Here is a 21,652-nt window from a genome sequence, read left to right as displayed (position 1 = left end):
CCTGCCGGATCAGCTGCGATAGGTTCCCTGATGCGCGACAAACCACTCATATGTCATGCGGACGCCCTCCTCGAGCGGGGTCTTCGCGGTCCATCCGAGTTCCGTGAGGCGTCGGACGTCGAGCAATTTACGCGGGGTTCCGTCCGGCTTCGACGGATCCCACCGAATCTCCCCGCGGTAGCCGACCACCCCGGCGACAAGGTGCGCGATCTCGGCGATCGTTATGTCACTACCAGTGCCCACATTGACAGGCCGGCAGTCGTCGTAGTGGTCCAGCAGGAAGTGGCAGGCATCCGCGAAGTCGTCGACATACATGAACTCGCGCTGGGGCCGGCCCGTGCCCCAGCACGTTGCATGCGGAGCGCTGTCCCGTGCCGCGTCATGGAGGCGACGGATCATGGCGGGCAGGACGTGGCTGTCGTGCGGGCTGAAGTTGTCGCCCGGACCGTAGAGGTTCGTGGGCATCGCGCTGATGTAGGGCAGGCCGTGCTGGCGGCGGATGGCGGTGACGTGCGCGATCCCGGCGAGCTTCGCGACCGCGTAGCTTTCGTTCGTCTCCTCCAAGGGACCTGTGAAGAGTGCCTCTTCGCGAATCGGCTGTTCTGCGAACTTGGGGTAGATGCAGCTCGACCCCAGGAAGAGGAATCGCTTCACGCCACTCGCGACGGCGCTGTCCAGCAGGTTCACCTGTATCCGCACATTATCGGAGATGAAGTCTGCGGGTCGACGAGCGTTCGCTTCGATCCCGCCGACCCGTGCTGCTGCGGCGATCACCACCTGCGGGCGGGTCGCCTCGAAGAACTCTGCGGTAGCGCGGGCGTCGCGCAGATCCAATTCGGCCGAACCACGTCCGATCAGATTCTCGAATCCGCGCTTTGCGAAGTGGCGCCACAGCGCCGATCCCACCAGTCCCCGGTGACCCGCGATGTAGATCCGGGTACTTCGAGGGAGGGAGTAAGAGCTCGTCCCGGGATGACGACCTCCGACGCGGGGGGCGCGATCGGACAAATCGACATGGACGCTATCCCGTGCGGGGTCGGTATCCGACACGGCCACCTCGATCCTCCGGTGGGGATCCCGAACGCTCCGGTGATGTCCGGGAGAGGGTGGCACATGCACGCACCGCAACTCCTCCAACCGATCACCTCGACCCGGAACCGGTACCGGGTCGAAGGTTACCACCGCTCGTTCGTCGACGAGCGGAGATTTTCAGCGCGTGCCCGGTGTAAGGGCAGGACTGCGACCGAGCCGACGGAACGCGACAAGGCCGGCACGTGCCGGCGAGGTCACCGCGTCGTCCGACCTGGTCGCGCAGGCACGTATCGGGCCCGAACTACATGCAGCTCGGGTAGGATGCGACGGAACAACGACGCCTCGAGGGGTGCGAGTTGGGTGGGACGAGTTGGGATCACGGACAGCGAGACCTGCGCGGTCCGGCGCACCCATGCCCGACGCCGTGGCCTCGAATGGTTGTGGAGGCCGTTCCGATCGATCTGGTCGATCGAGAGCTCGCGATGGCCCTGATCGTCGATGCGCTCCGCTTACCGGACCCGCTCGCCGTGGCATCGGCCAACCTCGACCATCTCCATCACTTCGAACACGACAGCTTCTGGACGGACCGTCCACCGGCGGTTTCCATCGGAGAGCCGTCCAGGGGGCTGCGCTGGCTCACACTGCTCGACGGAGTGCCGCTCGTCCGGAAAGCCGAGGCGCTCAGCGGTCGGCCTTGGCCGAAGCTCTCGGGCAGCGACCTGATCTGGCCGATTCTGGAGTACGCGGCGAAACACGGCACGCGGGTGGGGTTTCTCGGCGGGACCGCCGAGACACACGAGCACCTCCGCACAACGCTGAGGACGCGCCTTCCCGCCCTGCAGATCGCGGGTACCTGGGCGCCGGCGCGATCCGAGATACTCGACTCTCGAACGTCGGCGGGAATCGCCGCCGACATCCGTTCGGCCGAGGTGGAAATCCTGATTGTAGGGTTGGGAAAGCCTCTGCAGGAGAATTGGATTGCGCGATTCGGCCCGGACACCGGAGCGCGGGTGCTGCTCGCGTTCGGTGCCGTGGTGGACTTCCTCGCCGGCCGCGTGAGCCGGGCGCCGAGGTGGATGGCGGACCACGGCTTCGAGTGGACGTGGCGACTGATGTTGGAGCCACGACGGTTGAGCCGTCGCTATCTCGTGCACGATCCGCCGGAATTGCTGCGTCTGATGCGCCGAGACCCGACCCTCCAGCACGAAGCAGCGATGGCGCATCCCGATAGGAGTGCGGGACGCGGCACCTTCGTGGGGCCCCGACGGCGGGCTGCCGTCGCCGTGGTGGTTGTGACGTACAACAGTGCGTCCGACCTGCCCGGGCTGATCGACGACCTGCGTATCGCTGCTCGCGACCAGTCGATCCGCGTCGTTGTCGTCGACAACCAGTCGTCCGACGGCACAACCGATGTAGTGCGCTCGCACACCGACATCACGTTGGTCGAGGCCGGGGGGAATCTCGGCTATGCCGGTGGCATCAATGCGGCGATGCCGTTCGTGGAGCCGTGCGAGGCCGTGCTGATACTCAATCCTGATCTGTCGTTGGCCCCGGGAGCGGTGACCCGCTTGAGGACCTCGCTCAGCGGCGACGACCGAATAGGGGCCGTGGTACCGCTCATTCTCGACGCGGACGGCGCAGTCTACAACTCGATTCGACGCGAGCCCTCGCTCTCGCGTGCGATCGGGGACGCATTGCTCGGCCGCAGACTTCGTAAGAGGCCGTCCTTGCTTTCCGAAATCGATTACTTTCCAACGGATTACCTCGAAGCGCACGATGTGGACTGGGCAACCGGAGCCGCCTTGCTCATTCGAGCCCCGGTGGCGCACGAGGTAGGCCCCTGGAACGAGGAGTTCTTTCTCTATTCCGAGGAGACGGACTACTTCCGTCGCATCCGCGAGAGCGGTCATTTGGTTCGGTTCGAGCCGTCGGCGGTAGTGCAACACCGTCAGGGAGGCTCGGGGACATCGCCTGCTCTCGCACGGCTCATGGCCGTGAACCGTATTCGATATGTGAAACGACACCACGGAGTCGTGTACGCGGTGCTTTTCCGCGGAGCTGTGGCACTGGCCGAAGCGCTGCGCTCCTACGACCGGGAGCGCCGACGTACGCTCGCAGCTGTGCTGAACCGCAGGAAATGGCGAGATCTCCCGCACGCGACCTCACATGGCTGAACAACTGTCGGGACCGCACCGACGCGGCGCAGTGATCGTTCCCGCGTACAACGAAGCCGCGGTGATCGAGCGGACGCTCCTGCCGCTCAGCCACGCTGCAACCGAGGGATATATCGAGCTGATTGTGGTGCCCAACGGCTGTACCGACGACACCGCCGCGGTGGCCCGACGTATCCCGGGTGTGCACGTCGTCGAGTTGCGGGAGGGGTCCAAAACCGCGGCACTGAATACCGGCGACCGGATCGCCACGATGTGGCCTCGGCTGTACCTGGACGCCGACATCCGGATTTCGGCAGGTGCGGTACTAGCCGTCCTCGATCGACTCGCCCGCGGTGACGTGCTCGCCGCCCGTCCCGAGTTCCGTTACGCGTTCGACCGCTCCGGTCCACTGGTCCGCAGCTACTACCGTGCCCGGCAGCGGATTCCGCAGCGAGAGCCCATACTGTGGGGTGCCGGTGTATACGGCCTGAGCAGAGAGGGGCATGCGAGGTTCGGATCCTTCCCGGATCTTACGGGGGACGATCTTTTCGTCGACTCTCTGTTCGACGCCGATGAGAAATCCGTGGTGCATACGGAGCCGGCCGTGGTCACGACCCCCACTGATGTCGGAAGTCTGCTCGCAATTCTGCGTCGCAGTCATCGGGGCGGCACCGAAGCTCGCGTCGCCGACCGGAGCCGCGTGCGCCGCACCGGCCCGGCCACCGCACGCGCGGTGCTGCGGTCGATCCGGGGACCTGGATCGGCTGTGGATGCAGCGGTGTACATCTCGGTGGCGCTCGTGGCCCGACGGGGTGCACTGCATCCGAACGTGCCGTGGGAGCGCGACGAAAGCAGTCGAGAGCATCGGTGAAGGGTTCATGAGGGTGCTACCGGAGGTCGCAGTCGGCAGTCCGGTCGATCCGATAAAGATGAACGGCGTTGCCGTCGTCGAATGTGTCGCGGAATGTGTTGCCGGTGACGGGTATGCTCCGCCCTTCGTCCAAGACCTCCACCTGGTCCGCATTCCCGCATGCAAGGGTGATCGTGGCGTCTCCGCCCTCGTTCCGCGTGGATCCGGCGAGTACGTAGAGACTTCCCTCGTGATACTTGACAGCCAGATCGACGGGTCCGTCGGATCTGGCAAATCCGTCGACGAACGGTGCATTGAGAACTGGGGCCAGTCGGTTGATCTGATCGTTGACTGCCCTGACGTCGTCGCGGATGTCGTCTCCGCACCGGTCCCGGAAGATGTTGTACGACAGGCACGGCCCGCCGAAGTTGTGGGAGAAGTAGACGATGCCGCGTGCGCCGTTGATGATGCTGCTCCAGACTGCGGCTCGAATCTGCGGGCCCGTGATCGTGCCGCCCGTGTCCTCCTCGAAGGGGTGACCCACCTCCACGAAGTTCCACACCGGCATCGCCGCACGCGGCTGGACCAAGGAGCGGACGTATCGTGTTGTCACGCCGTAATTGGCCGCCAGCTGACACTCCGCGGGGGAGAGGTCGGCCTGCCCGTCCGTCGTGAGGACACCGCCCTGGTCGGCCTGGCAGATAGTATCGTCGGTGAACCAGTAGTTGTCTGCGGATACGACATCCTGGAAGTCGTTGACGAATCGCTCGGCTGCGTCCCGGGGTTCCCAGAAGGTGACGCCCTTGCCATAATTCGTGAAAGTCATGACGCCCGAAGGTACCTTGCTCCTGAACGCATACATCACCGTGTAACCGCACTTCGCTTGTTCGGGTACGCAGATCGGTCGATCGTCAGGCATCCGACCCGTCCACGGCGCATCTCCGGCACCCGCCCACATGTCCGCCTCGTCTGTTGTCAGTTGACCGGACGCGAACGGGTCCGGTCGGCTGGGAAGGGCGAACATCCCGCTGTCACGAATCATCCGCACGTTGCTGTCTTCGGTCAGTTCGACATAGGTATTGAGTCCGAGGGTCCGATCGGCGGCAGCCTCCTCGGGGGAAGTCACGCGCGCGAACCATACTGCGAGGGGAAAGTAGTCCGGCGACGTGGGTAGCGAATTCTCGAAGGTGTCGTAATAGTCCTCACCGCCGTCGACCGATCGCAGCGACGGACCCGTCGGCTCGAACACGACGTCGACGAAATAGGCGGCACCGTCTCCCGACTGGTCGGGGATTCCCTCGCCGTAGGTGAACCGTCCGTCGCGCGCGGTCAACCATCCGCTCTTCACGGTTGCGCCCCGGTCGAAGGTGTTCGGCTCCGTCGGATAGTGCCCATTCGAAGCGCGGTAGGAGATCACGTAGCTCCCGTGCGCTTGTATCGGAATCGGTGCGTCGAACGGTACGTTCCGCCAGCCGCTCGGGCCGGCGGTGATCGGGGCGGTACCCAGGGCGGTGCCGTCGGACGACCACAAGGTGGCGGTGACCGCGCCCGTGTCCTCCGGTCCCTGATAGAACCGCGCGGCGGTGACGACTCCATCGCTCGTCGTCGTGAACTCGGTGCCGACTTCGATCGATGGAGCGGCGGGATCGCCGAAGACCGCCGGGACGGTTTCGTCGGACCACAGGCTTCCTGCCGGCGAGCCGGAACGTTCGGCCGTCTCGGGGGAGCCTTGCATGCACGATCCCGCGAGCACAATCACCGCCATGAGCAGCGGGGCGACGAGGGAACGTGCTGTCCGGCGCTTATCGAACACTGTCGTCCGCCTGGGGCGAGGAAATGTCGCGTTCTGCGTCGTGTCGGTCGGGCGAGTCGATTTCCGGCACCGAAACGCTGAAGGTGGACCACAGCAGGCCGAACACGATGAAGAAGATGAAGGTTGCCTGCTGGTAGAAGAACAGGTCGAAGGTAGTGCTGGAGACCAGGATGCCCACCAACACTGATCCCATCATGTAGGCCTGATCGCGTTCGCGGGGTGATGTGGCTCGGCGCAATCCCGCCGAGATGCCGAAGATTGCTCCTCCGGTCAGCAGAATCATCGCGGCGAGTCCTACGACACCACCCTGCACGATCGTCCGTAGCCACTCGTTGTCCAGCAATTGATACGCGCTGGGAGGAGCTCCACCGAGGCCGACACCGAAGACAGGATTCTCGCGAAAGGTCTGCGACACTGCGGCATAGTCGGCTGTCCGCGTCAGGATACTGTCATCCTGCTCCGAACCCGTGATCGTCCTCCACAGCGCATCGAGTGTCTCCGGGAAGGCGACGGCATAGCCCATGATCGCGGCCGCTCCGGCGACGGCGGCCAGGATCAGCTGCCGAACCTGGAACGCGAACATGTAGACGAGCAGGCACGCGAGCAGAGTGAGCACGCCGGTGCGGGAGATGGCGGCGGGCATGGACACCAACGCCACACCGCACGTGGCGACTGCAGCCCAGCGGGCGCTCCGATGCGTGGCGTAGCGCGCAAAGTGGATGGTCATCGGCACGGTCACTGCCGCCAGAACGGAGAATTCGATCGCGTGCTCGGAGGTACCGACAACACGCACGGCGCCTCTCCGCTCGGTGAACTGCAGGTACTCCGGATCGAGGTTCACGACGAAGCCCGGGGGCATGAACAGGAATCGCAGATCGATCGAGGTCAGACTCTGGAGTAGCCCGACCGAACACGCGAATGCCAGACCCACGGTGAGGCAGCCGAGGAGGATGGTCCGCTGCCGTGTGCTCTCGATTCTCACGAGAATGTAGAGGGCCACCCCCACGTTTGCGACCAGGGTAATGATCGCCCGGGTCTTGTTGGCTTCTACCAGGGCATCGCCCGTACGGAGCAACCCGACTCCGTAGACCAGGGTCAGCAGCAGGAAGAACAGAAGCATGACGACCACCCCAGGGTTCACCGTGGGGCGAGTTGAGGTGCGCCGGACCGTCAGGAATCCGAGGACAACGAGGCCGAACAGCATGACCGCGGCCATCCGCGCGGGTGAACCGTTGCTCTTGAGCGGGCCGGGTAGGGTGGCGAAGGCCGGCAGGCAGGGGATCAGCAGGCACAGGAAGGCGAGAAACCACGTAGTGCGTTCTCGCCGTTCGGCACCGCGGACCGCACCGTCGAAGGGATCGCCCGGCCGTCGGCGCGCAACGAAGACCGTAGTCTTCATCGGGCATCCACGGCACCGTCGTCTGCAGGCACATGCCCGCCTTCGCCGTCGGGGTTGTACGAGGATCTACCGGGGCGCGGACCTGCCGCCGACGGAGGTTGGGCTTGTGTCTGCCTGCGTGATTTCAGCCGCGTCAGCAGAACGTCGACCAACACGGTGAACAGGATCGACAGTCCGACCCCGGTGGCAAGGATCGCGACGGTCGAGCGTGTGCGGGTGGGCATCGCGGCCGTCGGGACGCCGGGCGGTGTCACGACGAAGGACGTGACCATCTGATCCTCGGGTACACGTGCTTGCTGCTGCAGGGTCCGCAGCGTCACTTCGGCCTGTGCGGCGACAAGCTCCAAGGTCTTCGTCACGTCGGCAGGATCCGCCGCCGTCTCCTCCACGAACACCAGCGGCAGCTGCGGGTTGGGAGATGGGGTCGGGAATGCCTTCGCGCCGTAATCGGACAAGCCACCGGCCGCCACGACCCGGTCCACCACGGACGGTTCCCTCAGCCCGAGTGCGGTCAGATTCGCCAACAGTGACGCTCCACCGACATCCAGGAGACCGTTCCGCCGGATCTCGCCGCCGGTCGAGGGCGCATCCTGCCGGACACTCGGCGGAGCCAAGCCGATGACCGCACTTGCGTAGTAGACCGGTTTCACGGAGCTGTAGACGCCGTAGCTGTACCACGCGGTGATGGCCAGAAGTGGAAGTACGACATACCAGCGGCGGAAGCACGACCGCACGACATCGAACAGATCCATGTCAATGCCCCCTCATCATCGGATGAACCGACGTGAGCTACCTGCCGAGGACGAACCGTGCTCGACGACCCGCAGACTCGCCGACCCGAGCAGTTCAACCCTACCGACTGAAACCCGTCGATTGTGACTTTTCTGCTCCATCCGACAGCACCACGCCGGTCACGGGCGCGCCGACAGAGCGAAGGGACTCGACGGCGCGACTCAAATCCCGCCGTCGCGTCACGTCCAGTACGGCCGCGAGGAGGATGCCGTCGGCGTGTTCGCCCGCAATCGAGGCCGTACACGTCGACAGGACGGCGGGCGCGGCCACGATGACCTGCGCGTAGTCCGGTCGCAGACGGTCGATCGTGACAGTCGGATCGGTCGCGTCGGTCGCGATGGTCGTCGGCGGGTCGGAGGGGTAGCCGGTGAGTCCGGGCGTGGAGTCGGGCAGGCCGGGCGCGCCGTCGGGTTGCGGCGGTTCGGTCCAGGCCGGTCCCCGCGTCCCGGCTTCCGCCCGGCTCCCTCTCTCGTCGGTATGGACGACGAGCGTCCGATCGCCGGTCGATGCCGTGACACGCCCCAGGTTCGACGCCAGGGTCGCTGTGTCGGTCTCTCCTGCAGCCGACGTCACGACCCATACCTGTGTCCGATCACCAGGCTCGGCACGAGGGTCGGGACGCAGCCGCAGCCGCAGCCGGCGATACCCGTCCATATCGCTGTCCGTTGCGGAATCCACCCCGTCCACGCGTCCGAGCACCGGAACTCCCGACACGGTGACGGCGCGGTCGGCGGTTCGCACTATCGGGTCGGTTCGGGATCGGATCCACACCGCGACGGCGCCCAGGAACGGTCCGGCGAGGACGATGGCGGCAGCAGGACCTGCCCGCTCGACCCACGCCTGCTGTGGCTCGGACGCGGAGGAGGCGATCCTCGTGTTCACTTTCTGACCGTCGTCGCCGGTCGGTGTTTCCAGTGCCTCGACGTACCCGACGAACTCGCGCGCGAGCGCGTCGGCGATGAGCCGAGCACGATCCGGATATCGGTCCGTCACCGTGATGTCGATGATCGACGTTCTCGGCGGTACGACCGTTGCGCTCACCTTGCCGGCCACTTCTCGGGCCGTCTCCGGCAGGCCGAGTTCATCCACAACGAGCTGGTTCACGACGTCGCTGGTCAGCAGGACTACATAGGAGTTGACCCGTCCTGCGACCACCTGGTCGTTCTGGTATGCGGCGGCGGTCGTCGAGCCCTCGATCGACACCATCAGCTTGGTGGTCGACACGTACCTGTCCGGGGCCAGGAGAAGCCAGGCGAGACCTGCAACGAACACCCCAACGGTGACGACGAGAAACGTCTTCCGGTACAGCTTCAGCTCGGCAATGAACCTGTCCAGTCTCACTCTGCCGCCTCGGTGTTCCTGTCTGGCTCAGACCTTCGGCCGGGACTCCAGTGGGTGTCCATGTCGAAGACCACGACCGCGTCCCTCGGCAGCAACGCCGAGGCCTGACGTAGCTGCTCCTCTGTCGTCACATTCTTTCCCACCGCAAGCACGACCACGTCCGATTCGGCCCCGAGCTCTACTGCTGCCGGCACCGAGGGACACGTGAGTACCACCCATGTGTACGACGCGCGGAGGGCGTTGACCATCCCCCGCAGTGGGGTTGTGAGCATCCGGTCATCGATGGCCCCCGCTGCGGTGCCTACTCCGATGAAACTGCTGTGGGTGGTTCGCAACGAGACTTCTCTCGCCGCTTCAGCCGGTGTCGTCTCTCCGCGCAGGACGTCGGCAACCCCGGACGCGTGGCGATCCGACAGCGCCTCCGTCAGTTCAGCGGAGCGGAAGTCGAGATCGACCAGTACCACCGAATCGCTGCGCACGGCGAGCGCCGTGGCGAGGAAGACGGACACCGCGGTGACCGTGGATCCTGGACCGGCGCCGGTCACCGTGAACGCGCCGCGTTCAGATCGGTCGACGGCCGCGAGCAGACGGTAGAGGATCCCGCGCTCCTCCACCGTGAACTGCTCCGTCGGTTCCCCGCCGATCGAACCGAGAACCGGCCGCCCTGAAATCCGTGCAGCATCGCGGGGGTCGCGGATCGAGTGATCGAAGAGGAAACGCAGCACGGCCCCCGCGGAGCCGAGGAGCGCCCCGATCAGCACCGCGCCGGACAAGATGACCGGGATCGTGGCACGCATGGCGACGACACGAGCTGTCGGCCCCGGGGTATCGACGACGATCAACTCGGCGCGTGGGACGAGTGATCCGGGAACCGACTCCAGAGCGCGCACTGTGGCCGCGAGTTCGGAGAGGTAGACGGTCGCTATCTGTTCGGACTCTTCGGCCGAACGAGCACCGAACTCGAACTCGATGAGTGCCGTACCCGGTGGATTGACCGCCTCCACTCGCGCGGACAGCGCCTCGGGCGTGAGGTCGAGACCGAGATCGGCGATCACCCGAGCTGCCACGTCGCGGCTGTTCGCCAGTGCGGCATAGGTTCGAGCGCGGCCCTGCGCGTAGGAGTCGCCCCCGTCGAGTACGCGGCTGACATCACCGGGCGTGCGGACGAACACGGCGGCCTCGCACCGGTACAGCGGCGGACGCAGCACCAGGAACAGCGTCGTTGCAGCCAACGTCAGCAGAACTCCCCATACGATCCAGCGCCACCGCTCACGCAGTACACGACCGTACTCGGAAACCGTGTCGTTCATGATCGGACGCCCGGTCCGAGAGCTTCGAGCGAATCGGTCAGCGCCGCACCGATGGTTTGCACACCGAGGGGATTGGGGTGCTTTCGATCCGCCGCCAGCAGCGCTGATGTGTCCGTCCCGCTCAACGGCGCGATGGGATCGACGAACAGGACACCCTCGAAGGCGGGTTCTGTCGCCAGGCGCGCGATGAATGCGTCGTCGAATCCCAGATCGTCGGTCGGGTCGGCGAGGAGGCGGGGCCTGACGAAGACGACCGTGGCCGCGGGCCACGTGCGCCGTACGTCTTCGACGGTCGCGACCATTGCCTGGAACACGTCCTCGGTGGGCGGAAAGAGATCGTTTCGTCCGCCGTCGAGCACCACGACGTCGGGTGCATAGACGGCCGCTAGGCGCGGGATGCGTTCGGCGAACGACGTCGACCGACCGATGTACTCGTCGACCACGAACCTGTTGGCCGGCCCGCCGCTGATGTAGCCCGTTCCCGGCACGGCCGCGAGGTTGCACAGCCACCCCATCCGGACCGCCGTCGTGCAGGCGTAGGACATTTCCGCAAGACCGGTCCCGGCGGTGTACGAATCGCCGACGAACAGTACGGAAGGCCGACTGTCGTCGGCAACGTTGAGACGAGTGATCTCTGGGGACGGGCGTGTGGACGGTGCATCTGCGGTGTAGGTCGGTCCCGAGACGAACACCAGGCCGATCGCGATCGCCAGGGCCGACACTATCGCGGCCAGATCCCACCGAGCGCGTCGGGATGCGGCGGGCTTGCCTCGCTGGCTCCGGCCCGGGGAATACCGGAAACCGGCGCGGCGAGGTTCCGGATCCGTACCTCGAATCACACGGGTCCGGCCTCGGGGGGCTGCCGGCGGTGAAGGGCGATCTCGTCGATCACGCCGTTTGCGATAGAACACGAACACCGCGCCGGCCGCGATCGCCACGGCTGGCGCTATCGCGGCCGTACCCAACAGCCGGGTGCGGTTCATCCGATGACCTCCGTGCGGACCCACGCCGCAATCATGTCGGCGAGCGCCGATTGTCCGGCGTCCGTCGGTCCGCTCAGGTCCGGCCACATCTGATCCCTCGTCAGCAACGGGGGATCGAGTGCGTCCAGGTACGGCACCCCCATCTCGTCTGCTGTGCTGCGGAGAGCGTCGGACACCCGGACGGCCGATGCCGGAACCGGCGTCTCGAACCACGTGGGCCCGACCAAGAGGGGGCGCCGGCCATCGACGACGATCTTGTTGATCGCATCGATCGCGCCCACCACGACCGCCTCCGTGTCCGGCAGCCCGGTGTCGCCGAGCCCCCCGACGATCAGGACGACCCGTGGATCGACAGCATCCGCGCGGTCGACCTGATAGGTGAACGCGTGGCCGCCCTGACCGTCGGCGACGAAGCCGGAGTCGGGCAGGGCGAAATTGGCGACGGACCATCCCGTTCGTTCGGCCATGAGCGTCGGCCACACCGTTCGGTTGCGGAATCCGGCCGACCATTCGTCGCCCACGACCGCGATGGCGAGTGGGGACGCATCTGCCTCGCTGGTGCGTGTCTCGCTGGTGCGTGTCATTGCGAAGACCGAAGTGGCGACGAGAGCACTGACCAAGACGTTGGCCGCGATGACGGCCATGAGCGTCCGTGGAGCAATGGTGAGTCGCTTCATCGTTCACTCCCGGCCACGTCCGTGTAGGTATCGAGCAGTCGGTCACCGACCGCGTGCATCCCCAGGTCGGTGCGCACAGCACGGCGTCCTCGTTCTCCCATGGCACGCGCGAGAGACCGGTCGGCAAGCAGCGACTCGACAGCGGTGACCAGAGCGGGCACTGCCGGCTCCGTGACGATTCCGCTGCCTGTTCGTTCGATCGTCGGGGCGAGCCCACAGTCCCGGGTCACCACGACGGGAACACCCACGGACATGGCTTCGAGCACCGACATCGGGTAGGGCTCACGCACTGAGGGGAGCACGTACACGGTCGCTGCCGCCATCCGCCGGGGCACGTCGTCCGGGTCGAGCGCTCCCTCCCACGAAATCCGCGGATCTGCGTCGGCTGCGAGCATGGTGCGCAGCGCCGGGCCCTCGCCCTCGTCCGGTCCCACCAGGGTGAACCGGGCGTCCATCCCGGCAGAGAGCAGAACTTCGGCCATTTCCACGAACGCCGTCGGGCGTTTGCGTGGGTGCATGCGAGCGACGAAGAGCACCTCGGGAGGTTCCGTGCCCGGTCGGCCGGGTGGGTAGTACGGCACGCCGTTGCCGAGCTCCACGAAGGGCAATGACGTCCGTGCGACGGCAGCGAGCTGGTCCTTCTCCAGCGCCGTGAGGTGGAACACGGCTCCGGCGTCGCGCAGCACCTTCCTCGTCCACAGTGCGTCGAGCGGGCCGGCGAGCGGATGATCGGACGGAGTGACCATGCCGTGGGGCTGGAGCACGTACAGGATCCCGTGGCGCCGGGCGCTCACCGCGAGCGGGAGCACGACGAGGTCGCGGCCGAAATGGATGTGGACGACGTCGAACCGAGCCCGGTTGCGGTGGAACCATCGCTGCAATCCGGGCGCACCGACACCGGCGAACCCCGTCCCGGGAACCACGGTTCGGACGGTGAACAGCTTGACCGGTACGTCGTTCAAGCGGGTCGGTACGACCGGGAACCCCCGGGTGCCGGCGCCGAGCGTCACCTCGTGGCCCCGGCGCATCAGCTCCATACTCTGATTGAGCGCGACCCGGGCGGGTCCCCCGTACGCGCCGTCCGAGTCGAGCAGCGTGACCACTTGCAGGATGCGCACGGAATCAACCCGGTGTGACGATCGATCGCGGAGCCCGGACAAGTGAATCGGGGGGAACGTCGGCGGTCACCAGTGCTCTCGCTCCCACGACCGAATTCGCGCCGATGGTCACGCCCCGCAAGACGGTGGAACCGGCGCAGAGCCAGACGCCGTCCTCGATGACGATCGGGCCGTTGTCGAACTCGAAGGTCTTCGACCGCCTGTCGTGACTCCCCGTGCAGAGGTAGGTGTACTGCGACACGCAGACATCCGAACCGATCACGATCTCGTCGATGTTGTAGAGATCGGCACCTGTTCCGATCCACGAATCGTTCCCGACCACCAGCTTCCACGGCCATTGGACGTTGACGCGGTGCTTGATCAGCACCCCGGTGCCGATGCGGGCCCCGAAGCAGCGCAGGATCGTGCACCGCAGGCGCGCCGGGCACCATACCTGGGTGAAGATCAGCGTCGACACCGCAACCCACAGGGCTTGGGCGGCGAAGCCGCGACCCTTGTCGTAGGGGCGGCCACGCAGGGATTGCAGCGATCGCTTGGACTGTGCAGCGGACACGCGCACCTCCGCAGGACAACGCACTACACTTCGAGAGGATACGCCGTGTTCGGCTCCGACCGAGGGGCATTTCGTGACAGATCTCGGGTGTGCATCCGTCCCTACCGTGGCCGAACGCCAGCGTGCACACCGTCAGGTGCTGGCCCGAGTGGCCCTGTTCGCTGTCGGCGCCACCTCGGGTGTTCAATTGGCGAACTTCACCGTCACCGGGTTGTCGGTGGTCTGTCTGCTGCTGGCACCCGGTTTCCTGCTCATGATGCACCGAGGGATCGACCTGTTGCCGGCCGTACTCGCGGTGGCGGGATCATTCTCCTTTGTCGCGGCGTGCGCGGTGAACGGGGTCACCGCGCTATGGCCCAACGCAATCGCATTTCCTGCATTCCTGCTCTACCTTGTGGGCCTGACCGTGCTCACGGCCCGTGTGGTGGACGCGACCGCCACAGTCCTCGCCGGAATCGCCACCGGCACTCTGGTCTTCTTCCTGACCCAGGGAATCGAACTGACCCGAACCGGGAGCATTCCTGACCTTTGGAAGTACGGAATCGCTCACGCGGTGACGATTCTCGTCCTCTTCGGAATGACGACGGCGCGGATTCAGCCGCTGTTGCAGTCGACGGTGCTCGTGGCGCTCGGACTGGCGAGCCTGGGACTGAACTTCCGGTCGCATGCCCTCGTGTGTCTCCTCGCCGGCGCCATCGTCTTCACCCGGCACGTCCTGGGCTCCCGGATCGGACGAGGCTGGCAGTTCCTGGGAGTCGCGGTGTTCGGGTTGGTCTTCGCGCAGGTGATGCCGATCGCCGCGCGGGCGGGACTGTTCGGGGCCGCGCTGCAGCAGAAGACGCTGGAGCAGGACGCCACGAATCTTCCGTTGCTGCTGGCCGGCCGCACCGAGCCCCCGCTGAACATCACAGCGATTCTCGAGCGTCCGTTCCTCGGTTGGGGAAGTGCCTTCCAGCTGACTCCGGACGTGTATGCCCGGGCCCAGCACCTGGCAATCCGGATGGGATTCGATCCCACTTTCCCGTTCGACCTCTACTGGCGGCTGCCGCCGAGCGATTACTCCGCAACCCATTCGATCCTGCTGGGCTCCTGGGTCGAGGGCGGCATTCTGGCGGTGCTTCTGCCGCTGTGGCTCCTCGTCGCCTGCGTCGGCGTGGTCTGGAACAGCACATATTTCGGCCGCTGGAGTCCGCTCGTGGTGACCCTCGCACTGCAAGGCATCTGGGACCTGCTCTACGCGCCGTGGACGTACAACATGATCCCGGAGTTTGCCTGCATCACCCTCTTCTTCTGCGCGGTACGCGTCCGCCGGCCGAAGGTTGCTGTACAGGACTCGTCATGAGACCGAGTGTGAGCGTCGTGATCCCCACGCTCGGCCGGCCTTCCCTGTACGGCGCTGTGCAATCCGCTCTCGAGCAGACGTATCCGGTCGCCGAGATCATCGTGGTCGCGGACACCGATCTGCCCGTGTCCCTGCCGCCGGACGACCGCATCGTGGTGCTGCGCAGCGAAGGTCGGGTCGGACCCGCCAGATGTCGGCAACTGGGAATCGATGCCGCGCACGGGAGCGTGATCGCTCTGCTCGACGACGACGACGAGTGGCGCCGGGTCAAGCTCGAACGACAGTTGGCGGCCGTCGAGCACGAGACGGCTTTCGGAAAGGCCTGGATCGCATCGTCGCGTATGTCGGTCGTCGGACCGGGGACCCGGCGGCGAGTCTGGCCGCGGCGACTTGTCGGCTCGGAGCAGTCCATCGCGGAGTATCTGTTCCGGTTCACCGGATTCACGGTCGGTGGCGCGACTTTGCAGACCTCGACACTGTGCTTCCCCGTGGATCTCGTGGGTACCGTCCCGTGGGATGCCGACGCGGACGCGCCGCACGAGGAGGCGAGCTGGCTGCTCCGGGTCCGACGCGCCGTCCCTGATGTCTGCCTCGTCCACCATCCGGACGTGTTGAGTACCTACCACGTGGGGAATTCGTCCCTGTCCCACAGCTCGTTGGACCGAGCCGATGAGTACATTGCCTGGGGGCTGCAGTATCTCGGTGAGGAATCGCCGCGCGTTCGTGGTGATTACCTCTGCACGAGCCCGGTGAGCGCGGCGGTGTCCGCGCGGTCGCTGGCAGGTGTGCGGCGCTCGATGTGGTCGGCGGTACGTCATGGCAGGCCAGGTCCGTTCGCGGTCGTCTACGCAGTTCTCGGCGCCGCGCGGATTCTTGTGCGCACAGCACACGCATCGGTCCGTTGATGGGAGTGGCGCACGATCAGCTCACGCCGGAGGAGCGTCGAGCATTGTTCCGGGGCACGCTGTACCGCATTCTCGGTACTCCGGTGGTTGCTGTCCTGGGACTCGCCAACACGGCCGTCATCGCGCACGAGACGGGAGCGGCGGTCTTCGGGTTGGTGTCCTTGATCGCAACGATCACTCTTCTTGTGCCGTTCGTCGACTTCGGGATCGGCGCGACGGTGCTGAGCGCCAGTGCGACGCTCCGTCAGCACGAGGGGGATTCGAGTGCGGCCGATGTCATCCGACGTGCCTATCGCGTTCTGTTCGTGGTCGCTGCCGCGGTCGTGTCCGGGGCCTTGGTCGTCATGGCATTCGACGGCTGGACCGTGCTCGTCGGCATGTCCAGCGGTCCCACGGACCGGTGGGCGATCACTCTTGCCGTGTGTGTCTTCGCGCTCACGATTCCTGCCGGCCTCGGTTTCCGGATCCTCATCGGGATCGGACGGATCCCTGAGGCGACGCTGGTGCAGATGAGCTGTCCGGCTGTCGCGCTGGTGATCACCCTCGTGCTGTACGTGACCGGGGTGAACGAGATCTGGTACGCAGTATCGGCGCTCGGTGGTCTGCTCGGCGGACAGGTTCTCGGTACCGTCTTCGCTTTGCGACTGAGCGGGCTCGGGTGGTCGGCGTTTGCACGGACGTCCGCACCGACGACCGGAACCAGGCTGCTGGCGGGCAGCGGATGGCTGTTCGTCGTCGGGGTGGGCCTGCCCATAGGGCTCCAGTCCGGACGGGTTCTCCTGGCGCATCTGTCAACGCCCACGGAACTGTCCGAGTACGCCGTGATGGCGCAGATCTACGGCGTGGTCTGGTCGGTTCTCTCGACGGTGGGATTGGCCTATTGGCCGGTGTTCGTGCAAAGACGGTCCGCCCCTGAGGAGACGATCCGGATGTGGTGGCGGCTCACGGCTGTACTCGTCCTGTGCGCAGCGATCGGGGCCATCGGAATCGCGCTGCTCGGCCCATGGGCCGCGTCCGTGCTTTCGGGCGGTCAGATCGACGTGTCTGCGTTGCTCGCGCTCGGATTCGGTGTGCTGATGGTCGCACAAACCGCACATCTCCCGGCGAACGTGCTGCTGGTCGGTCCCGGCGAGGCGCGGTGGCAAGCGCTGTGGACGGTCGTCATGGCCGCACTCAGTCTCGGCCTCGGGTTCGCGTTGGCGGGACCGTTCGGAGCAGTGGGCGTGGTGTGCGCTTCCGTACTGGGCATCTGCCTGGCGCAAGTTCTCCCGGATCTTCTGTGGGTACCTAGCCTGGTTCGTCGCCGGTCACTCGCCGGCCCCTGAGTTCGGTGGCCAACGGGGCGACTACGGTCGTCCCTGCAGGCACATCACGGATCACCGTCGCGTTTGCGCCGACGGTCGCCCCGTCGTGCAGGGTGATCGGACCGATCACGATCGCGCCGGCTCCGACGCGGACCCCGTCACCGAGGGTCGGCCTTCCCCGCGCGTCGTGACCGATGGTGACCTGCTGGTTGATCCAGCAATGACGCCCGATGGATTCGGCTGTGACGATCGTGCCGACGCCGTGCTGAATGAAGAGACCAGGACCGATTCGGTCCGCTTCGAGAGTCAGCGTGGCGGCGGGTCGGTACAGCGCGCGAAGCAGCATCCGTAGAACCGGCGGCGCGGAACGGAGACGGTAGTGCACGAGCGTACGAAACTCGGTGAGCGCTCCGGCCAGATAGGCGAATCTCGAGTACCTGTCGAGTGATGCCAGGTCCGCGTCCCCGATACACCGACTCCACCAGTCGACGTCCTCCGCAATCGCATCCGTCGAATCCCAGCGGGTGGAGATCCACCACAGCGGAAACGCCCATACGCGTGCGCCCTGGAGCAGTACTGCACGATTGCCTCGCATCGTCCGCCTTTCAACATCCCGGCTCCAGTTCGGCCTTCAGATAGCCCGCGGTCTGGTATACGTACTCGGACGCCCATCCCCAAGGCGAGAGCTCCGCTGGGCTTGCCACCATGATCAATTCGCCGTCGAAGCACCGCTGCAGGACGAATCGAGCTCGGGAGATGTGCGGTGTGTACGTCACGACGATCACCCGGTTCCAACCGTACTGGTCGGCCCGGCGGCGCACTTCGCGCGCTTCGCCTCGGGTCGTCGATGGATCGGGGAGGAAACAGTCCACGTCGAATCCGGGATACGCCTTCCCGCAGTTCTCCGAGGCCCAGTTGTCACCCGGCCCGTCCGGATGGGAGAGAACCACCTTCGGCGCCCAGCCTGCGATGCCGAGTTCGATGCCGAGCGAGTGGCGGCGCCAGTCCTCCCCGCCGAGGACGAAGATCGCGTCGGCAGGGCGCAGCGAATCAGTCTGTGGCCGGACGTAGACCGGCAACCCGGTGACCAGTGCTGCGATCACCAGCATGCATATCGAGGCCACCACCATACGGATGGAAGGTCGGTTGTTTCGAAGCCTCACCCACGCATTCTCCGTTTCGAGCCGAGGGTGCCGTGACTACCGGCCAGTGTATGGGACACAGCGCTGTCGGATCGTGCGGTCGGCGTCGAAATCGATACGGACGGAATCTTGCCTTACGGTCGGGCCTGATCGGCACGCGAGGACCTCGATATCGCGGATCCCGATCGGCGACCTTCCCTGCACCGATCGACCTAGGATCTGGAGGTATGGAGCGAAGCCCTTCGGCGTCTCCCCGGCCTGACGTGGTGTTCGGGTTCTCGTACGAGATGTTCGACGATGCAGTCGGTCGTGAATTCTGCCGACCGCCCGACCAGACGCTGCTTGCCCTTGCCCACGACGATCGGGTCGGCAGACTGATCGTGGCCGATCCGTGGCGTTCCTACGTCGTATCTGCGGCGCGCCGTCGGCCGGTCCGGCTCGTCGAGGACATCACAGTCGCCGGGCGAAACGCGGTACGCGTCCGGCCTCACCGATTGCGGACGGACGATCCCACCGATCTCGGCAGTGTGGAACGGTCCTATCGCCGCTACGGAGCTGTGCTCGGGCGCGCGCTGGCTCGGACTCGCGGCGAACGGAAACCGCGTCCGAGGTCGGCGGCCCTGGTCACCTACAACCCGTTCGTGGCGGCATTCTGTGATTCTCCGTGGATCAGCAAAGTCGTGTATTTCGGCCAGGACGATTGGGCGACAGGGGAGGGGGTGGTCCGATGGTGGGACCTCTACCGCGAAGCCTACCGGCGCATCGAGGAACGCGGAGCCGCGATATTCGCAGTGTCCGAGGAACTCGCAGAGCGTATTTCGCCGCGCACCACAGTCGTGCCCAACGGGGTGATTGCCGACGTGTGGCGTCCGCGGCATCCTGAACCCGGTCGAATCGCGGCGCTGCCGCGACCTCGCGCCGTCTACACCGGCACGATCGACGACCGTCTCGAAGCGGACCTGGTCGAGACCACGGCGAGCATGGTGGGTTCGCTGGTCATGATCGGCTATCCAGGAGATGCGCGGACTGTCGAGTGGCTGCGTTCGCTCGACCGCGTGCATGTGTTCGACCCAGTCGGGCAGCATGAACTCGCAGCGTTGGTGCAAGCCTGCGACGTCGGATTGATTCCGCACCGCGATCAAGCCTGTATCCGCGCGATGTCGCCCCTCAAACTGTACGAGTATCTCGCTGCGGGGCTACCCGTGCTGTCGGTTGATCTGCCCCCCATCCACGGAGTCGACGACGAGCGGGTGTGTATCTGCCGGCGTGAGGAATGGGCGAGTGGCGTGAAGCGGGTCCTCGACATGGGGAGCGCACCGGAAGGCCGGCGACAGCAGTTCATCGACGCGGTTTCGTGGGAGCGTCGGATGCAGCCCGTGGTCGAGGCCGCTGTCGATTAGTTCGCGACGTCGGTGCGACCCTCGCAGGAAACGGGCGGACCGCCCCCGCGGCCGAGTACCCGGTCGGCCATGTGCCGAAGTTCGGCGAAGAGTGTTGGATGCGCGAGTCGCAGAACGGTTGCACCCGCAACGGCCGCTCCCGGCAATCCGAGTACGAGCACGACCACAGTGCGATCCGGCACGATGACGGCAACCAGAAGGTAGGCCGCCGCCGCCCAGATGGCCACGTGGAGACCCGGCAGCAGCAGGGCGACCTGGCTGCGCAGGGTTACACCGAGGAGTCGCCGCCGGATGAGCCACTCGACGGGGACGAGCAGTCCGGTCGCAAGGCTGTAGCCGACCGCCACGCCGAACGGGCCGAACGACAGGCCGGCGACGATGCCTGTGGTGGATACGACGGTGGTGAGCCACGCATAGCGCAGGTTGAGCCCTGCGTGCCCGAGCCCGAGCATCAGGGGAGCTGTCGACGGCTGGTAGATCGCCTGTATGGCGCCTGCCATGGCGAGTACCTGGATGATGGGGATTGCAGGCTCCCATTGGGAGCCGAACAGTAGGGCCATGAATTGGGGCGCTGCTACGGCGGCCGTGGCCATGACGGGCAGCGCGAGGACGGCATTGGCGCGCGTTGCACGCGCCAGTTCCCTACGGAGTGCATCGAGGTCGTGCGCCAGTCGGGCGAACGCGGGAAACAACACCGCGCCGACGGTGGTGCATGCCAGCTGAACCGGCAAGAGCAGCAGCCGATACGCCAAGCCGTAGAAGGCTAGGGCTTGAGGACCCTGAAACCGTCCTACCAACAGGTTGTCGATATTCCGGGACACCGAGTTGATCAGGAGTCCGGCAGTGAACGCTCGCCAGGAAAAGGCGGCGATTTCGCGCAGGTGCCTCAGACGCAGATTCGGCGACCGTCCGGCTCCCGATGCCAGCAGCATCAGCAGCAGCACCGAGTCGGTGGTGACAATCTGTGCCACCAGTCCCCAGTAACTTCCCCCTGCCAGCGCGACACCCAATCCGGCCAACCCGCCGACCATTGCGGCGGTGATGTCGGCGAGGCCGATCTCGCGGAACCGCATATCGCGCTGGAGCAGCGCCCGCGGCGTGATCGAGGCGGCTCGGATGAGCAAGCTGGGCGAAAGCACAACGAGTACGAGGGTGAGGTCGGGGGAGTGCATGAAGGAGGCCCATGTCGGGGCGACGGCGCAGGTCAAGACGGTCAGCGCCCCCCCGACGGCCAGATTGACCGTAACGACCGCACCGGGCATGTCGGGTTCGATGCGTTCGCGCTGGATCAGTGCGCTGGAGAAGCCCTGGTCCAGTAGAAGCGCGACGATGCCGATATAGACCAATGCCTGCGCGACGATGCCGAATGCTTCGGGACCGATCAACCGGGCAAGCACGATCGTGAACCCGGCTCGGGACACTTCCCTACCGATCACGGAAATGCCGCTCCAGCGGATTCCCGAGGACAGACCGCTGTCAGCCATGGGGGGCCCGTGCCCGGGATCGCAGCGGGAGCCCTCGGCGCGTGGCGAATCGCC

At 65.9% G+C, this 21,652-nt stretch carries 20 protein-coding genes; 7 read left to right on the top strand and 13 right to left on the bottom strand.

Annotated features, from left to right (window positions below):
• Positions 1 to 9: 9 nt before the first annotated feature.
• Positions 10 to 933 (bottom strand): GDP-L-fucose synthase, encoded by a 924-nt coding sequence (locus tag G6038_RS07425; protein WP_165037106.1) that lies wholly within the window; start codon positions 931 to 933, stop codon positions 10 to 12.
• Between the two features lie 533 nt (positions 934 to 1,466).
• Here G6038_RS07425 and G6038_RS07420 point away from each other — a divergent pair.
• Positions 1,467 to 3,206, top strand: a complete 1,740-nt coding sequence (locus G6038_RS07420) for a WecB/TagA/CpsF family glycosyltransferase (protein ID WP_165037061.1) — start codon at positions 1,467 to 1,469, stop codon at positions 3,204 to 3,206.
• Positions 3,199 to 4,056, top strand: a complete 858-nt coding sequence (locus G6038_RS07415) for a glycosyltransferase (RefSeq protein ID WP_165037060.1) — start codon at positions 3,199 to 3,201, stop codon at positions 4,054 to 4,056. The genes G6038_RS07420 and G6038_RS07415 overlap by 8 nt, the downstream gene beginning before the upstream one ends.
• 16 nt (positions 4,057 to 4,072) lie before the next feature.
• Here the strand turns inward: G6038_RS07415 and G6038_RS07410 are convergent, their stop codons facing one another.
• From G6038_RS07410 to G6038_RS07370, 9 genes are all read right to left on the bottom strand, one after another.
• Positions 4,073 to 5,800 (bottom strand): DUF4082 domain-containing protein, encoded by a 1,728-nt coding sequence (locus G6038_RS07410; protein ID WP_165037058.1) that lies wholly within the window; start codon positions 5,798 to 5,800, stop codon positions 4,073 to 4,075.
• 37 nt (positions 5,801 to 5,837) lie between these two features.
• The gene (locus tag G6038_RS07405; protein WP_165037056.1) at positions 5,838 to 7,247 is read right to left on the bottom strand and encodes an O-antigen ligase family protein; all 1,410 of its coding nucleotides are present in this window, start codon (positions 7,245 to 7,247) and stop codon (positions 5,838 to 5,840) included.
• Positions 7,244 to 7,999: a hypothetical protein gene (locus G6038_RS07400; protein WP_165037054.1), complete on the bottom strand. Its 756-nt coding sequence runs from the start codon at positions 7,997 to 7,999 to the stop codon at positions 7,244 to 7,246. The genes G6038_RS07405 and G6038_RS07400 overlap by 4 nt, the downstream gene beginning before the upstream one ends.
• Before the next feature lie 100 nt (positions 8,000 to 8,099).
• Positions 8,100 to 9,380: a hypothetical protein gene (locus G6038_RS07395; protein ID WP_165037052.1), complete on the bottom strand. Its 1,281-nt coding sequence runs from the start codon at positions 9,378 to 9,380 to the stop codon at positions 8,100 to 8,102.
• Positions 9,377 to 10,690: a Wzz/FepE/Etk N-terminal domain-containing protein gene (locus tag G6038_RS30900; RefSeq protein WP_206024397.1), complete on the bottom strand. Its 1,314-nt coding sequence runs from the start codon at positions 10,688 to 10,690 to the stop codon at positions 9,377 to 9,379. Before G6038_RS30900 ends, G6038_RS07395 begins: the two co-directional genes overlap by 4 nt.
• Entirely contained in the window at positions 10,687 to 11,673 is a 987-nt protein-coding gene (locus G6038_RS31820) for an SGNH/GDSL hydrolase family protein (RefSeq protein ID WP_165037050.1), read from the bottom strand. Before G6038_RS31820 ends, G6038_RS30900 begins: the two co-directional genes overlap by 4 nt.
• Positions 11,670 to 12,350: an SGNH/GDSL hydrolase family protein gene (locus G6038_RS07380; RefSeq protein ID WP_240918339.1), complete on the bottom strand. Its 681-nt coding sequence runs from the start codon at positions 12,348 to 12,350 to the stop codon at positions 11,670 to 11,672. Before G6038_RS07380 ends, G6038_RS31820 begins: the two co-directional genes overlap by 4 nt.
• Positions 12,347 to 13,468, bottom strand: a complete 1,122-nt coding sequence (locus G6038_RS07375) for a glycosyltransferase (RefSeq protein WP_165037048.1) — start codon at positions 13,466 to 13,468, stop codon at positions 12,347 to 12,349. The genes G6038_RS07380 and G6038_RS07375 overlap by 4 nt, the downstream gene beginning before the upstream one ends.
• 4 nt (positions 13,469 to 13,472) lie before the next feature.
• Positions 13,473 to 14,021 carry a colanic acid biosynthesis acetyltransferase gene (locus G6038_RS07370; protein ID WP_346772766.1) on the bottom strand — a complete coding sequence of 183 codons (549 nt, stop codon included), beginning with the start codon at positions 14,019 to 14,021 and terminating at the stop codon, positions 13,473 to 13,475.
• A 148-nt stretch (positions 14,022 to 14,169) separates the two neighbouring features.
• On the opposite strand from G6038_RS07370, the gene G6038_RS07365 reads away from it, so the two are divergent.
• Genes G6038_RS07365 through G6038_RS07355 form a run of 3 tightly spaced genes read left to right on the top strand, consistent with a single transcriptional unit; the run spans position 14,170 to position 17,593 of the window.
• Entirely contained in the window at positions 14,170 to 15,363 is a 1,194-nt protein-coding gene (locus G6038_RS07365; RefSeq protein ID WP_346772765.1) for a hypothetical protein, read from the top strand.
• Positions 15,360 to 16,268, top strand: coding sequence for a glycosyltransferase (locus tag G6038_RS07360; RefSeq protein ID WP_165037046.1), 909 nt, complete (start codon positions 15,360 to 15,362; stop codon positions 16,266 to 16,268). The genes G6038_RS07365 and G6038_RS07360 overlap by 4 nt, the downstream gene beginning before the upstream one ends.
• Complete coding sequence (locus tag G6038_RS07355) at positions 16,268 to 17,593, top strand: oligosaccharide flippase family protein (RefSeq protein WP_165037044.1); 1,326 nt, start codon at positions 16,268 to 16,270, stop codon at positions 17,591 to 17,593. Before G6038_RS07360 ends, G6038_RS07355 begins: the two co-directional genes overlap by 1 nt.
• On the opposite strand, the gene G6038_RS32035 is transcribed toward G6038_RS07355, so the two are convergent.
• Positions 17,556 to 17,768 carry a hypothetical protein gene (locus tag G6038_RS32035; RefSeq protein WP_346772769.1) on the bottom strand — a complete coding sequence of 71 codons (213 nt, stop codon included), beginning with the start codon at positions 17,766 to 17,768 and terminating at the stop codon, positions 17,556 to 17,558. The two genes, G6038_RS07355 and G6038_RS32035, sit on opposite strands and share 38 nt — an antisense overlap.
• Between G6038_RS32035 and G6038_RS32030 the strand changes: the two genes are divergently transcribed.
• Positions 17,760 to 17,924 (top strand): hypothetical protein, encoded by a 165-nt coding sequence (locus tag G6038_RS32030; protein WP_346772770.1) that lies wholly within the window; start codon positions 17,760 to 17,762, stop codon positions 17,922 to 17,924. The genes G6038_RS32035 and G6038_RS32030 overlap by 9 nt on opposite strands.
• A 253-nt stretch (positions 17,925 to 18,177) precedes the next feature.
• On the opposite strand, the gene G6038_RS07345 is transcribed toward G6038_RS32030, so the two are convergent.
• Positions 18,178 to 18,681, bottom strand: a complete 504-nt coding sequence (locus G6038_RS07345; protein WP_165037040.1) for a YdcF family protein — start codon at positions 18,679 to 18,681, stop codon at positions 18,178 to 18,180.
• Between the two features lie 296 nt (positions 18,682 to 18,977).
• Between G6038_RS07345 and G6038_RS32025 the strand changes: the two genes are divergently transcribed.
• Entirely contained in the window at positions 18,978 to 20,114 is a 1,137-nt protein-coding gene (locus tag G6038_RS32025; RefSeq protein ID WP_165037038.1) for a glycosyltransferase, read from the top strand.
• On the opposite strand, the gene G6038_RS07335 is transcribed toward G6038_RS32025, so the two are convergent.
• Entirely contained in the window at positions 20,111 to 21,598 is a 1,488-nt protein-coding gene (locus tag G6038_RS07335) for a lipopolysaccharide biosynthesis protein (RefSeq protein ID WP_165037036.1), read from the bottom strand. The genes G6038_RS32025 and G6038_RS07335 overlap by 4 nt on opposite strands.
• Positions 21,599 to 21,652: the final 54 nt, after the last annotated feature.

Source organism: Rhodococcus sp. 14C212 (genome assembly GCF_011058195.1).
Taxonomy (GTDB): Bacteria; Actinomycetota; Actinomycetes; order Mycobacteriales; family Mycobacteriaceae; genus Rhodococcus; species Rhodococcus aetherivorans.
The sequence above is the reverse complement of the archived record's forward strand: the minus strand, read 5'-3'. Positions and strand labels throughout refer to the sequence as shown.